Raw genomic sequence first — 13,797 nt, 5'->3', positions numbered from 1 at the left:
CTTGATAAACGTCATTGATGCTATTTCTTTTAAGCTCACGATAGATCGTACTAGGATGTCTTTTAATGAGTTCAGCAAATTTTCTGGCTGAAAAGCCTTCTTTTCTTGACTCAAGCATTAATGCAGTACGATCTTCAAAGTTAAGATGATGGTATGACAATTTTATATACTCCATAAACCCTTTAAATTAATTAGGTGGTTTATGTCGCACTTCAAGTTTTACTCTGCCCTTTATTGTATGATGAGTAAAATGGCAAGTAGAAAGAAAATAACACCACTAATTTTATTGAGTATCGTGAAATTATTTCCAGCTAACATTTTCTCTTTAAAAATTGAAGAGAAGTTTGCGTAAACTAAATGAATTAAAAAACCAATAAAACAAAAGGTTAAAGAAAGAATTAAAAATTGATTTAAAATCTCTTTCTTGATATCAATAAATTGAGGGAAGAGTGCGATAAAAAATACGATTGTTTTAGGATTAAGCAAAGATGCAAATAGGCCCTGATAAAATAATTTAGATTTACTTACAGCTTTATCTTTTTGTTGATCGGTCATTAACTCTTGGGTTGCAAGTTTTTTAGTGAAGTTTTTATATCCGAGATACATTAAATAAAATGCACCAATAAACTTTAAAACCGTAAAAATAGTAGGGTTGCTAGTAATAATAAGTCCTACACCGCTGGCAGAAATTACAGCAATTACAAACATACCAATAATTAAACCACTTATTCCAAACAAAGCAGTTTTGACACCATAGTTAATTGAATTTGTGACAGTAAATAAAACTCCCGGTCCTGGGCTTAATAGGGTAAGAAATGCTATTGTTATAAATACTAAAAGACCGCTCACGCTGATATATCCTATTTATCAATTGAGGCAAGATTGTGCGGTTACTTTAAATGAGAAAATAATCGTTGTATACAGAAGGTTATGTATATTTAAGCCTTGAATAGATTAAATATTTAAAATATAGTTTTGTATAAATAAATAGGGCATATAAAACTATAAAAGTGAAAGCAACATAAACACACAACGTTAAAAATTGAGCATGTGAGTATGCTAAGTCTATACCTCAAGAAATCTATAGTATGACGAAAAATGAACGGCAGTTTAAATCTGGCGAGTTTCAATTTTCCTTTTTATCATTTAAATATTGGGGTATATGGTTTTTAGCTTTTATTCTAATGTTATTTGCGATGTTACCTTGGGCTATTCAATGGCGCCTTGCTGACTTACTATCAAAAATAGCGTGGAAATCTTTAAGTTCTCGAAGAAAAACTACACTACGTAATTTACAAGCATGTTTTCCAGAAAAAACACCTTTGCAAATTGAGGCAAAAGCTAAACAGGTTTTTTGTTGATACTTTAACGGGTGTATTTGAAGCTTTAAATGCTTGGTATTGCCCAAATTGGTTTAAAAGTCGTGTTCACATAGATGGTTTAGAAAATTTAACCAATAATCAGGAAAATGGCGTACTTTTATTAGGTACCCACAGTACGCTTTTAGATGCAGGTGGAGCGGCGTGTACTTTATTCTTTAATATGGACGTGGTTTACCGACCTCAAAACAATCCGTTTTTAGATTTTCTGATTCATCGTAGTCGTGCGCGAGTATATAAAAACCAAATTGCTCGAGACAACATGCGTGGACTCATACAAAACCTTAAACATGGTCATGCAATATGGTATAGCCCAGATCAGGACTTTGGCCTAAAACAAGGGGTCATGGCATCATTTTTTGGTATTCAAGCCGCTACAGTTACAGCTCATCGCAGACTGATGGATATCTCAAAAGCAGCAGCTGTGCCTTTATATTTTTACCGTAGTGGTGATATTCGTAATCCGCAATATCATGTTTTAGTAGAACCAAAATTAGAAAACTTCCCAAGTGGCTGTGAAGTCAGTGACGCTGAAAGGGTAAACAAGATTATTGAAAACCAAATTCGCATTGCCCCTACACAATACATGTGGTTTCACCGACGCTTTAAAACACGTCCTGCTGGTGAACAGAAATTCTATTAATGGCGTCAGTAACTCAAGAATTAAAAGTATTTCTTTCAATTAAAATATAGAATATTAGATTTTTAATTGAAAGGATCTTTAATCAAATCAAGATGAAAGATGTTGAGTCAACACTATAAAATTTTTCTTGCTTTAATTATTTTGAATATCGATTGCAAATGATTTTGAAGCGTGTATAGTCGAGCATAACTAACAAAATATTCTTGTCATCATAAATTTCTATTTCGCAGTTTTATTTATAAGTCTTCGGTTCATTCAGATATTTAAGTTTTCACGTCTATTTTTTAGTTAAATTGGTTTCCCCAATAATAAGTTATAATATTTTAAAATTTAGGATAAATATATGTCTACTTCTACTTCTACTTCTACTGGTACAGTAAAATGGTTCAATGAAACTAAAGGTTTTGGTTTTATTGCGGCTGATGAAGGTAAGGATATTTTCGCTCATTTTACCGATATTCAAACACAAGGTTTTAAGGTTCTCTTAGAAGGCCAACGTGTTGAGTTTACTGTAGTACAGGGTAAAAAAGGCCCACAAGCTTCAAATATTGTGATTCTTCAGAATTCATAATTTCATAGAGCGACTAGAGTTGTTTTAAATATATTATTTAAATAGAATATGTTTAAGGCTAAAGCGCTTTAGAAGAGTTTAAAAACCCACTCTATGTTGTGGGTTTTTTATAAGTTTTAATTAAGCTTATCTTTAAAAATAAAAAGCAGAATAAAAATATGCTCTTAAAAGTGCTTCTAAATTTTTTGTTAAAATATAAGTAATTAGGTGTATGGTACTAAAATGGATATTTGTATTGGCGGTATTTTAGACGGTCAAAAGATAGAAAATCATAATGATGTTTTTAAGATAGAAGAGCACTATTCGGACAATAGCTCTCAGTATGTTAAACAGCATTTCCACCTATTTGGAAAAATTTTTACCTTTTGGGTGTGCGAAGATATTGATTTACAACAGGCAATCAGAAAAGCTGAGAGAATTTTAGCGAATAAGAAAGAAACTCTTTAGTTGTTTGAACTAGAACACTTCCGTGCCTTAATTTGGTCTAAAGATTTTCTTATTAAGTAATAGATATTCTTTATATAAGCTTAATAGAATTCGTTACAGAATTTTTTACAATACTCTTGTATATGTTACACAGCTTAACATTTTTTTTGTGGTATTTACTAACAATAGTAATACATTAGGCTTAATCTAAAGTTGTTTTATTTATTGCGCGAATAAAACAAAACCCACTTTAATAATATATCTTATTAAAGTGGGTTCTTTATTCAGACGGTCATCATTAATTCAATATACATAATTAAATTATAGATAATATTTGTTGTTATAAACCTCTCTTAAGAAAGGAAAACATTTTAAATGTTAAGTGCAGTACAACCTAATATTTGTTTTATTGGCAGTAGTAATCTAGCTTTAGCGTTAATAGGAGGGTTGGTTTTAAAAGGATTTAAAAAAGAAAAAATACACCTCATTGAAGAGAAAAAGATTAATGATACAAATGCTTTAAAGCAACAAGAAAATGGACTAAAAAAAGCTGAAATTGTTGTTTTGCTACTAGAGCCTAAACAGTTAAAAGAGACACTTATACCGCTAAAAAAATGGTTAGCTAGTAAAATTATAGTTTCTATGATGGCGGGAGTAGATATTGCAAACTTGACTCGTTTTACGGGTTCGAAAAAAATTGTTCGTGTAATTTCAAATCCACCTGTGCTGACGCATACGGGGACACATGTGCTTATTGCTTCAGAGCAAATGGACCAGCTTGATAAAGACCTAATCGAAATGCTGTACTCTGCAACGGGTCAGACTTTTTGGGCGCCGTCTGAAACGCAGACAGACGCAATTATTGCTTTGTCTGGTTCGGGACCGGCTTACTTTTTCTATATTTTAGACAGCATGATAAAGACAGGGGTTTCTTTAGGACTTGATAAACAATTTGCTCTAGATTTAGCACTCCAAGCGGCTAGTGGCGCAGTTGAAATGGTCCGTAAAAGTAATGTCCCGCCAGCGGATCTGTGTGGCAAGGTGACCTTGGCTAACGGGATTACCGAATCAGCACTCAGAATGTTTGAGCTAGGAAATGTATCTGATGATATACGTTTAGCTATGAAGGCCGCATATCATCGTAGTAAAGAAATCACTTCAGAAATTATTACTGAGGTGAGTTAAGTATTCTTTAGCAAACTAGGCCTTTAAAAAGTATTCCCAAATCACGAAGCCTAAGCCAAACCCAATAAACGAGTAGAGAGTAATAATAAAGAATACAAAACTGGCCTTATTTTTTTTCTTCAAAATGTTCATGGCGATGCCTCCAATTCAGATTAATTACATTTTGAAGAAGTGAAGGCTGTAATCATAGATACAGAATTTTTTAAAAAAAATATAACAGAGCTATCATCTGTTATATTTTCTAGGCTTTTCCTTAATAAAGATTTTAAAATCAATAAATTAAAGATTTAATTGTCAGCGTTTAACCTTTTTATTCAATTAACATTAAGTCGGCTGTATTAGCAGATTTGAGAGGGCGTAGGGCAAAGGTCGAACGGGTGTGGCGTATTCCTTTAATTGAATAAAGTTTCTTTCTTAAAAATCGCTCGTAATGGTCAGCATCTTTGACTGCTACTTTAACCAGATAATCATAGTCACCAGTGACGAGATGCGCTTCCACTACTTCAGGTATATCTGCTAATGCTTCACTGAAATTTTCTAGCATTTCGTCATCATGGCGCTCTAAAGTAATTTCAATAAAAAAGACTTCATGAATGCCAATCGCTTTTTGGTTTACGTTTACCGTATATCCTTCAATAATTTTTAAAGTTTCCAGACGTTTCAGTCGAGTCCAGCACGGAGAAGATGAAAGCCCTACTTCTTCGGCCAGTTGAGCAACGGTTAAACGGCCATTTCCACGTAATGCAGATAAAATTTTCCGATCTATACGATCTAGTGTGTATTCTGTTCTGTTCAAAATATAAACCAAAGAAGAATCTTCTGATAAAAATTAATATACTTTATTTTTATGCTGTGAATGTTTAAAAATTTTAAAAAATACAGGAAACATTTTGAGTCAAAGGTACATACACTATTTCTATGCATCGAACCTTTCTGGATAGAGGTTGGGATGGAGCAAAGAGCACTGTTTCAGTAAGGGTGACTAAACAGTGCTCTTTGCGGATTTCTTATTAATCTTTAAATCTATTTTTTATTAACTGGCATGACATATCAAAACAAATAAAATAATAACTTTTATTTATCAATTGAAGAAAAACTAATCATTATTTTTTATCTAACTTTTCCTTTAATGTAATTCCATTACAAAGGAGGAGCAAGGTTATGATCACCCAGCATGATATAAATCAAAAACAATATCAAAATAAATCTCTCGACTATTTAAATAGCCAAGCTCATTCTGAAGGTATTGAATTTAATAAATTTATTAATGAGATTCAGAAAATTGAAAAGGCTGTAGTTCTTGATTTAGGCTGTGGTGGTGGGCATGTTTCCTACAATGTTGCTCCGCACGCCGACCTTGTTTTTGCTTACGATTTATCTCATGAAATGTTAGACACTGTGTCTAAGACGGCGAGCCAACGCAAATTAAAAAATATCTTTGTGCAGCAGGGCATTGCTGAGGACATGCCTTTTAGCGATCAGCAGTTTGATGTGGTCATTAGTCGATATTCTGCACATCACTGGCAACATGTTCCGACTGCCATGAAAGAAGTAAACCGCGTGCTTAAGCCAGATGGCATTGTTATTTTTGTAGACATTATTAGTTCTAGCTCGCCTATATTAGATACATTTTTACAGACCATCGAAACGATTCGAGACCCAAGTCATGTACGAAACTATAGTGTGAAAGAGTGGGTCTATTTTATTGAAGATGCAGGCTTTGACTTAGTCGGCCTAGACAAACAAACGCTTTCGTTAGACTTTGATAGTTGGGTAAAGCGCATGAAAACGCCTGAAGATCAAATCAAAACTTTACGTTATTTGCAGGAAGGTTCATCTGACCTTGTGAAGAAATATTTCAAAATTCAAAATGACGGTAGCTTTGAAAGCCATGTGGGTTATTTTGTCTTTAAGAAACTAGGATTTTAAAGCGCTGAAATGAGTAAGAGTTTTAGTAGTGTAGAAATCAATTAAATATTGCTAAAACTCTTTTCTTGAATAACTCGAATAATATTAAAGATGGTTATAAAACAAATTTAATATCATTCACTTGATAAAAATTAATCACCCAATTTTATTAAGGTGATTAAGTATTCAAAAGAGAGGAGGGTTATCCCATTTTCTTTATTATTAATAGACACTTATAAATAATTATTATTTAATACGCCCGCAATATTATCACTAATACTTTTAATAACTTTGTCGGGGAAATAATGCGTAATATTTTAGTAACGATTTTCACTTTATTCTTAGCAACATCAATTTATGCTGCTCAAGAGTCTAGAAATCTTCTAGAGCAAACACAGTGTGAGAAAGCAGTAGAGCTACATGGTTTTTTAAGCCGTGCTCAGCTCGATTGTAATTATCACTATTACTCAGAAGAGTTAAAGGATGCTGCCGCAAAATGTACTAAACATGACCTTGGTGAAAAATACGGTAGAGAGGTTATGAAATTTGGTATGAAGGAGTTTGAAGAACGTAAGAAAGCGGATACACAGGGCCACTTTTGTCATAAGGTTTTAAAAGAGTTCCCAAAATATATTAAACAATAAAAAATAAGGTTTTAAAAACCTCTTCTAGCAAGCCGATAAAATGGATTTAATTATTCATTTTATCGGTGTATCACTAAATATAATCTGCCAACAAACTAGAAAAATAAACTTTAGAAACCTACCTAATATCACATTGACACTTGAAATCTCTCTTATTATTCTTCGTTTCAGGATGAGAGAGGGACGCCTTGTGCGTGCTGGTTCTATATGCCCAGTCTGCTAAACCTCTTTTGTTCTATTATTATTTTTACTAAATAATGAGTTTTAATAAATTAGTTAAATATTTTAATCCCATAAAAAAACAATATTTATTTAATTATTTTCTAGCCAATATCACATTGACACCTAAAACCCCTCCGATTATCCTTTGCTTGCTGGCCACATTGCCAGTCGGCTTTGACAGGCTGTTTTCCATCTAGGGCACCAAGAAAGTAATTTTTTGGTGGCGAACTCGTTCGTCCCCCCTTCGTAGCGGTAGGACGGAGGTGGGACGCCTTGTGCGTGCCGGTTCCTAGATGACTGGTCTGTCAACCCATCTTCGTTCTGCCACCATAATTATTTGACAGTAATTCGGTAGAACTTCTATTTTATCTAGGAGTCCGCTATGCGTACTATTTCTTCTTTATTGGCTTTTGCCAAAGTCTCTCTATTCATACCACTCGAGCAATCTATAAAGCGGTTCAATCGACTCTAGGTTTTCTACACCTTAAGAATCTAAAACACAGCAACTATAAAACTTGAGATAGGTCAGCACGCCATTTTGTGCGGCTTTTGCATGCCTGTTTTTAGCACTCATTTTAAGAGTGGCGGCATTTCTATCTCATTTACATACAACAAAAAATTATTTTAAGCGGTATATCTATGCCAAATTTACAATCTTCCTTTAAAGCATTAAAAGTGCTTCGCGTAGCAAAAGACTTATTTAATCAATATGGGTTTCATAAAGTTGGTGTCGACCGAATTATTAGCGAGGCCAAGGTTTCCAAAGCCACTTTTTATAATGCCTTTCACTCAAAGGAACGACTCATCGAGAGGTGTATCAGTTTCCAAAAAGACACGCTAAAAGACAAAGTGTTTTCAATTCTCTATTCTTACAATGAACTCATGGTGCTGGATAAACTTAAGCAAATTTACTTTTTACATGCCGACTTAAATGGCTTTTATCATTTACCTTTTAAAGCAATTTTTGAAATAGAAAAGCTCTACCCAGTTGCCTATAAAGTCGTGATTGATTATAGAAACTGGTTGGTGAGCGAAATCTATAAGGTGCTTTTAACCTTAAAATCTACGGCTTCACTCCAAGATGCTTACATGTTCTTATTTATGATTGATGGGGCAATGGTTCAGCTTTTAGATAAAAATGTGGTAGATGAAAGAGGTCGGTTGTTGGATTATTTCTTTTTAAATTTTGCTTAAGCGACAAAACTTATCTAAGAAAAAGCCTCCAAACAAAGGAGGCTTTTCATTCTATATAAAAATAGCTGCTTAGCTTAATGTCGCAGGTTTTGCAGCCTGTGCCATACCTTCAAAATATTGAACCGCAGGCGAGCGAGCCATATAAGCTAAAGCTTGCTCGGTGTCTCCCTCATGAATTGGGTTAAATTTTGGTGAAACCCATCTTAACGTCGCTTTCCACAAAAATTTAATGGTCGGTAAGTTGTCTGAGCGAGTCGCGGTTTTTTCAAATTCACGAATAATTTTGAAGTAGCCTCGGCGCATCAATTTTTGAATATCTTCATGCTCTAAATCTTGCTTACCTAAACTACGGGCAAAGTCAGCAAGGAAGTAAATAAACAGTGGGAAAACCGCCGCCATAATCACTTGGCGCGACACATAAAAACCAAACTTGTTTGTCAAAAGGTGCTCAAATAAATCATAAGCAACACAGCGATGTTCTACTTCTTCAGCTAAATGCCAACGGAACAAATCTGCCATAGCAGGGTCAGCTTGGTCCCAAGTCTTACTGTCTAGCGTCCATTGACCAATGGTTCCCGTAAAGTGCTCGATTGCAGCAATCACGCCTACTCGGAAAAGTAACCAATATTCATCAAGCTTTTCGCCTTTTAAAAAAGGTATGCCTAGAGGTTTGTCACCCAACAAAATATTAAAAACAAAATGGGCACGGTTGAGTGTTTCTTGAATGTCGTAACCATTTTCACGTAAGAAGTCCTGTGCTTTTTCATGGGCACGTGCATGAGCAGCTTCTTGGCGGACAAATCCAATCACTTCTTGTTTTAGTGCTTCATCGGTAATCAAGGGAAGGGTTTTATTAAACACACGGCAAAACCAAAACTCACCAGCGGGCAAGAGCATGTTGATGCCATTGGCGACATGCGAGCATAGCGGATCATTCGGCATCCAACAGACCGATGATTCGGTAAAATCGAAATGGACCTTTCTTGCTTTAAGCTGATGATTCCCTGTGATCATATATGTCACCCTATTCATAATTGTTCATTTAATGCGAATGGACAATTTTTAGCATTAAGTAAAATTGATCACCATGTGCTTAAGGGACAAAATGAGCTTCAAAAAGGTTTATAGAGATAAAAGCAACTCTGTTAAAGATTGGGTATATTTAACACAACACGAGGGTAAGCTTTATTTATTTTAAATATGAGATGAATAAAAAAAGCTCCTTAATAAAAAGGAGCTTTAGTTTTTATAATTTAAATTTTTAGTTATAAATTTATTTTATTTTAATTTAGCTAAAACTAGCTAGCTTACTTAGAAGTTTAGATCGCTTGCCACTGATCTTTAACTTCTTCTGAGTTTTTATTCAGAATAACTTGGTCTTCTTTTACCTCCCCAATCCATCCAGTAGGAATGAGGTGATGTTGACCACTTTCGTCTCGGGTGAGTTTTAACTGGTTTTCACCATCGAGATGATCGACAGTACCTACTTTAGTACCACAAGAAGCAATAACATCTGCGTGTTTTTTAATATCATTAATATTTAAAGTGTTCATTTTAGACCTCTTCTTTGGAAATAGAAAAACGGTAAGAACTAAACTACTTTAAATAATCGATTAAATGTTGAGTTTTTAATAAACCTTACATGATCGGATTATAAGTTCACTTAACCGTGATATTTGAGTAACAATGAAATAATTAGATATAAAACTAATAATATTTTTCTTTTTATTACAATTTATATGTTTATCTAAACAGAAATCTTTAGTTATGGTTGGGTTAAGTCTTATAAATAATTATTTGCAATGAATATTAAAATACCTATAAACATGACGATACTGAGCAGTTTGAGTGAATTTGAAGCTGCCCTAGCTGAAGATAAAAGTAAGCTTCGTATAAATTTACTTTTTCAGCTTGTAAATTTAACTCAAAATTTGCCTCATCCAGCTTCGGGTCAAACCTATCAACGTTGGCAACTTTTTGCGCAGATTGCTGGAGTTGATTTAAGTCTAGCTAAGCTTTTTGAGTCTCATTGTGATGCTTTAAGCATTTTAAATGAATTGGGTTATCAGCAAGAAATAGATGACCAGACTTGGGCGGTTTGGGCAGCAGACGGTGGAACAGCACCATTGCGAATAAAAGACAATCTTTGTAATGGCATAAAACCTTGGTGCTCTGGTGCTGAATTCATTGAAAAAGCTTTAATAAGTTATAAAGATCAGCAAGGGCTGGCGCAGCTTTGTATTGTCGACTTAAGTCATCCATCCATTACCACCGATTTAAGCCACTGGCACGCTGTAGGCATGCATGCGACACAGACTGCGCAAGTAACTTTTAAAAATACACCTGTTAAATTGATTGGTCAGCCAAATAGTTATTTAAAACGCCCAGGTTTTTGGCATGGCGCAGCAGGTGTTGCGGCCTGTTGGTATGGTGCCGCCGTGCGTCTAGCTAACTTTTTGCAAGAAAGCTGTCAGGCAAATCCGAATCCTTATAAAAAATTGTATTTAGGCGAGGTCGCTCAGCAGCTAGAAATCACTAAACAGTATTTTCAATATGTGGCCAAGCTCATAGACCATAAACCAACGCTAAGTCATGAGCGGGAAATACGCATATTACGTGCCCAAACAGAACAATGCTGCCTCAGCGTTATTGAGCGAGTAGGGAAAGCCTTGGGTGCTCGTCCTTTTTGTGAAGATGCGACATTTGCTCAGCTCATGGCTGATCTGCCTGTGTTTATTAGGCAAAGTCATGCTGCTTTTGACTATGAACAAATTGCAGAACTCTGTGTGTCGGAGCAAAGCCTATGGGAACTTTAAAACATCCTTTGGTTGAAGACCGCGTTATTTTTGGTGAGGGTACGGCCAAAGAGCAATGGTTAAAGGCATTTCAAGAACAACCGTTAGCAGCTTTAGATCTTGAGTTATTTCGCTCAAAAAGAGTGGTGATTGTCGCTCCACATCCTGATGATGAAGTGCTTGGCTGTGGCGGGTTAATGCAGCAACTGATTACGCTGAATTGTAAAATAGTGGTTTTAGCTGTCAGTAACGGCACACAAAGTCATCCTAAATCTACAAAATATCCTCCAGATCAGCTTAATATTCTTCGCCCGCAAGAAAGCTTGGCAGCCTTAAATTGTCTAGGCGTAGCAAAGTTCACCGAGCATATAGAGCTTAATTTGTTAGATGGTCAGATTCATTTGCAAACCGATCAACTGTGGCAGAGTTTAGACAAGTTAGTTCAAGCCGACGATATTCTAATTTGTAGCTATGAATTTGATGGTCACCCAGACCATGAAGCCGTGGGTAAAACCGTACAAGCCTATGCAACCGCTAAGCAACTACTCTGTTTACACGTATTAATTTGGACTTGGCATTGGGCAGAGCCTTTAGACCCACGCATTGATTGGCACCGAGCAAAAGCCTACCGCTTAACCGAAGAACAGCTAACTAAAAAACATCAAGCAATTTTGCAGTTTAAAACCCAACTTGAAGCAGATGAAACTACGGGTAATGCTGCGGTTCTCTCTCCAAATGCGATTAAACGTCTTTTAATGCCTTATGAGGTTTATTTGAGTGATTCATTCTCGCGTGTACTTTGAAGATTTATATCGTCATAACAGTGATCCATGGGGCTACGACTTTCATTGGTATGAAGCTCGTAAAAGACAAATTTGTCTCGCACTGCTGACAAAACCCCGCTACCTAAAGGTGCTAGAAGTCGGCTGTTCAAATGGACATTTAAGTTTTCATTTGGCGCAAAGAGCCGAGGAGTTACTGTGTATAGATGTCTCTGCGCGTGCTGTTCAATTGGCGTCCGCACGGCTACAAGAGTTTGAGCATGTTGTGGTTGAGAACAGGAAAATACCCGAAGACTACTCAATTCAAAAGTTTGACCTGATTTTAATTAGTGAGATGGCCTATTACTTATCCAAGGATGAATTGCATCAGTTTATTGAAAAACTAAAACATAGTTTAAATGATGACGGTGAAATTCTGTGTTGTCACTGGCGTCATGAAATTCAAGATTTTGAATTAAACGCAGAGCAAGTCCATCAGGCTTTTCAGCAACATTTTCCATTTCATCATTACCTCAGTTTAAACGATCCAGATTTTATGATTGACCTGTGGACGGCGAACACTTCTTCTTTAGCGCAGCAGGAAAAACTAAGATGAAAATAGGTATCGTCATTCCAGCGCATAACGAAGAGTATTATCTATCGGCCTGTTTGCAATCTATTCAGGTCGCCATAGATAACATTAGTGGTTATGAGGTAGAAGTGCTTGTTGTACTCGATAGCTGTACAGACCAGTCGCGGTTGATTGTCCAAAGCCATCACATTAACTGGATTGAATGCAACTATGCATGCGTGGGGCAAGCGAGGGATTTAGGAATCCGTCATTTAATCGGGCGTGGAGTAACTTGGATTGCATGTACCGATGCAGACACCGTGGTGAGTCCTGATTGGCTGCGCTATCAAATCCAGCACCAACCTACAGATGCAATTTGCGGCACTGTAACGCTAGACGATTTTAGTCATCTCTCTATAACGAAACAGCAAAAATATTTAGCGCACTATAAAGATCAGATGGACCACGAGCATATTCACGGGGCAAATTTAAGTTTTAGTGCAGAGGTCTATCTTTTGGTCGGTGGCTTTGAGCCTATTTCATGTCATGAAGACGTGTCTTTAATTAAAAAATTGATCAAGCATTGTTGCAATATTACTTGGAGTAATCTAGTTCGAGTAACCACAAGTAGTCGTTTAAATGGACGCGCACCTCAAGGTTTATCCTACTTTTTAAATAATCTCTAATGACCTAAATCATCACTTCGCCCAATATCGAAATATTCTTTAAGTTTTTAGGGTCATATTTAATATTAATAATACTACCGACTTTATATTTATGTTGATCTTGTTTAGCAATAAGCACCTTTAGATTTTCAGTAATGACTTGGCCTTGCTCAGTTTGAAATTTCAATTTGACATAACATAAAGGGCGATATTGCACCTTAGCTAATGAGTCTTGAAAATATACGACCTCGGCAGAAGCAAACTTTCCTCGTTTATAAATTAAAAATCTTTGAACCTGACTTTTAAGAAAAAATATCCAAGCAATATAGATAAACAATAAGCTGAACCAGACTGTTCCAATAAAAGTCAAAAAATCAGAAAATTTCACTCACTCAAACCAGAGTTATTCGTTTAACGCATTATTCTAAATGAACTGATAAGCCCGATCTAGCTTATATAATTGATCTGAAACATAAGCAAATGAAGCTTTAAAATTAACGGATCATAATTAAATTTGGGAAGGGTATATAACTTAGTTGTTGTATTTATGACTACATATGTAAACAAACCTTATGATCAAATGCCGGCGAATTCAAACATGAGGTGCGACAGTTTGAAAAGTCTTATGATAATCAACAAGCTGAGCAAATTTCTCTAATGGTGTAAGCCAATCTAACGCTTTTCTAGGACGAGTATTCAGTGACATGGCAACTTGATTTAAATAATGCTGATCTGCCTGATTTAAATCAATCCCTTTAGGTAAATATTGCCTAATTAAACCATTCATATTTTCGCATGTGCCTTTTTGCCAGGGTGAATGTGGGTCACAGAAA

General features: G+C 35.6%; 17 protein-coding genes and 2 pseudogenes. 11 read left to right on the top strand and 8 right to left on the bottom strand.

What is annotated here, in order from left to right:
- Together HMPREF0013_RS24395 and HMPREF0013_RS09705 are read right to left on the bottom strand one after the other, a co-directional pair.
- On the bottom strand, positions 1–118 hold a 118-nt coding region (locus tag HMPREF0013_RS24395), incomplete at its 3' end, for a helix-turn-helix domain-containing protein (RefSeq protein WP_240490537.1).
- 113 nt (positions 119–231) lie between these two features.
- Positions 232–849, bottom strand: coding sequence for a LysE family translocator (locus HMPREF0013_RS09705; protein ID WP_002117445.1), 618 nt, complete (start codon positions 847–849; stop codon positions 232–234).
- A gap of 239 nt (positions 850–1,088) precedes the next feature.
- On the opposite strand from HMPREF0013_RS09705, the pseudogene HMPREF0013_RS09700 reads away from it, so the two are divergent.
- From HMPREF0013_RS09700 to HMPREF0013_RS09685, 4 genes and pseudogenes are all read left to right on the top strand, one after another.
- A pseudogene (locus HMPREF0013_RS09700) lies at positions 1,089–2,022 on the top strand (lauroyl acyltransferase).
- A 343-nt stretch (positions 2,023–2,365) separates the two neighbouring features.
- Positions 2,366–2,593: a cold-shock protein gene (locus HMPREF0013_RS09695; protein WP_002117452.1), complete on the top strand. Its 228-nt coding sequence runs from the start codon at positions 2,366–2,368 to the stop codon at positions 2,591–2,593.
- 222 nt (positions 2,594–2,815) lie between these two features.
- Positions 2,816–3,040, top strand: coding sequence for a hypothetical protein (locus HMPREF0013_RS09690; RefSeq protein ID WP_002117453.1), 225 nt, complete (start codon positions 2,816–2,818; stop codon positions 3,038–3,040).
- A gap of 354 nt (positions 3,041–3,394) precedes the next feature.
- Positions 3,395–4,204, top strand: a complete 810-nt coding sequence (locus HMPREF0013_RS09685; protein WP_002117443.1) for a pyrroline-5-carboxylate reductase family protein — start codon at positions 3,395–3,397, stop codon at positions 4,202–4,204.
- A gap of 15 nt (positions 4,205–4,219) precedes the next feature.
- On the opposite strand, the gene HMPREF0013_RS24390 is transcribed toward HMPREF0013_RS09685, so the two are convergent.
- Positions 4,220–4,336 (bottom strand): hypothetical protein, encoded by a 117-nt coding sequence (locus tag HMPREF0013_RS24390; protein WP_002117441.1) that lies wholly within the window; start codon positions 4,334–4,336, stop codon positions 4,220–4,222.
- A 178-nt stretch (positions 4,337–4,514) separates the two neighbouring features.
- Positions 4,515–5,000 carry an Lrp/AsnC family transcriptional regulator gene (locus HMPREF0013_RS09680; RefSeq protein WP_031944142.1) on the bottom strand — a complete coding sequence of 162 codons (486 nt, stop codon included), beginning with the start codon at positions 4,998–5,000 and terminating at the stop codon, positions 4,515–4,517.
- A gap of 365 nt (positions 5,001–5,365) precedes the next feature.
- On the opposite strand from HMPREF0013_RS09680, the gene HMPREF0013_RS09675 reads away from it, so the two are divergent.
- The 3 genes and pseudogenes from HMPREF0013_RS09675 (at position 5,366) to HMPREF0013_RS09665 (ending at position 8,231) form a co-directional block, all read left to right on the top strand.
- Positions 5,366–6,133, top strand: a complete 768-nt coding sequence (locus tag HMPREF0013_RS09675) for a class I SAM-dependent methyltransferase (RefSeq protein ID WP_002117457.1) — start codon at positions 5,366–5,368, stop codon at positions 6,131–6,133.
- A gap of 284 nt (positions 6,134–6,417) precedes the next feature.
- On the top strand, positions 6,418–6,756 hold the full coding sequence (locus tag HMPREF0013_RS09670) for a hypothetical protein (protein ID WP_002117449.1): 339 nt from the start codon (positions 6,418–6,420) through the stop codon (positions 6,754–6,756).
- Positions 6,757–7,617: 861 nt separating this feature from the next.
- Positions 7,618–8,231 (top strand): annotated as a pseudogene (locus HMPREF0013_RS09665) (TetR/AcrR family transcriptional regulator).
- Between the two features lie 10 nt (positions 8,232–8,241).
- Here HMPREF0013_RS09665 and HMPREF0013_RS09660 read toward each other — a convergent pair.
- On the bottom strand, positions 8,242–9,186 hold the full coding sequence (locus tag HMPREF0013_RS09660) for a metal-dependent hydrolase (protein ID WP_002113980.1): 945 nt from the start codon (positions 9,184–9,186) through the stop codon (positions 8,242–8,244).
- A 305-nt stretch (positions 9,187–9,491) separates the two neighbouring features.
- Positions 9,492–9,725 carry a DUF2171 domain-containing protein gene (locus HMPREF0013_RS09655; RefSeq protein WP_002113991.1) on the bottom strand — a complete coding sequence of 78 codons (234 nt, stop codon included), beginning with the start codon at positions 9,723–9,725 and terminating at the stop codon, positions 9,492–9,494.
- Positions 9,726–9,974: 249 nt separating this feature from the next.
- On the opposite strand from HMPREF0013_RS09655, the gene HMPREF0013_RS09650 reads away from it, so the two are divergent.
- The 4 genes from HMPREF0013_RS09650 to HMPREF0013_RS09635 are packed head-to-tail and all read left to right on the top strand — an operon-like array spanning position 9,975 to position 12,985.
- On the top strand, positions 9,975–10,988 hold the full coding sequence (locus tag HMPREF0013_RS09650) for an acyl-CoA dehydrogenase family protein (protein ID WP_017386675.1): 1,014 nt from the start codon (positions 9,975–9,977) through the stop codon (positions 10,986–10,988).
- Positions 10,976–11,770: a PIG-L deacetylase family protein gene (locus tag HMPREF0013_RS09645; protein ID WP_002113993.1), complete on the top strand. Its 795-nt coding sequence runs from the start codon at positions 10,976–10,978 to the stop codon at positions 11,768–11,770. The genes HMPREF0013_RS09650 and HMPREF0013_RS09645 overlap by 13 nt, the downstream gene beginning before the upstream one ends.
- Positions 11,745–12,344 carry a class I SAM-dependent methyltransferase gene (locus tag HMPREF0013_RS09640; RefSeq protein WP_002114002.1) on the top strand — a complete coding sequence of 200 codons (600 nt, stop codon included), beginning with the start codon at positions 11,745–11,747 and terminating at the stop codon, positions 12,342–12,344. Before HMPREF0013_RS09645 ends, HMPREF0013_RS09640 begins: the two co-directional genes overlap by 26 nt.
- The gene (locus tag HMPREF0013_RS09635) at positions 12,341–12,985 is read left to right on the top strand and encodes a glycosyltransferase (RefSeq protein ID WP_002113996.1); all 645 of its coding nucleotides are present in this window, start codon (positions 12,341–12,343) and stop codon (positions 12,983–12,985) included. The genes HMPREF0013_RS09640 and HMPREF0013_RS09635 overlap by 4 nt, the downstream gene beginning before the upstream one ends.
- A 4-nt stretch (positions 12,986–12,989) precedes the next feature.
- Here HMPREF0013_RS09635 and HMPREF0013_RS09630 read toward each other — a convergent pair whose 3' ends face one another.
- Positions 12,990–13,352, bottom strand: a complete 363-nt coding sequence (locus tag HMPREF0013_RS09630) for a DUF3592 domain-containing protein (RefSeq protein ID WP_002113983.1) — start codon at positions 13,350–13,352, stop codon at positions 12,990–12,992.
- Between the two features lie 204 nt (positions 13,353–13,556).
- A partial coding sequence (locus tag HMPREF0013_RS09625) for an IS30 family transposase (RefSeq protein ID WP_029766770.1) occupies positions 13,557–13,797 on the bottom strand: 241 nt, incomplete at its 5' end.

It is taken from the genome of Acinetobacter sp. SH024, assembly GCF_000163635.1.
In the GTDB taxonomy this organism is placed as follows: domain Bacteria; phylum Pseudomonadota; class Gammaproteobacteria; order Pseudomonadales; family Moraxellaceae; genus Acinetobacter; species Acinetobacter pittii.
Note: the sequence above shows the minus strand (reverse complement) of the source record. Positions and strands in the feature narration are given on the sequence as shown.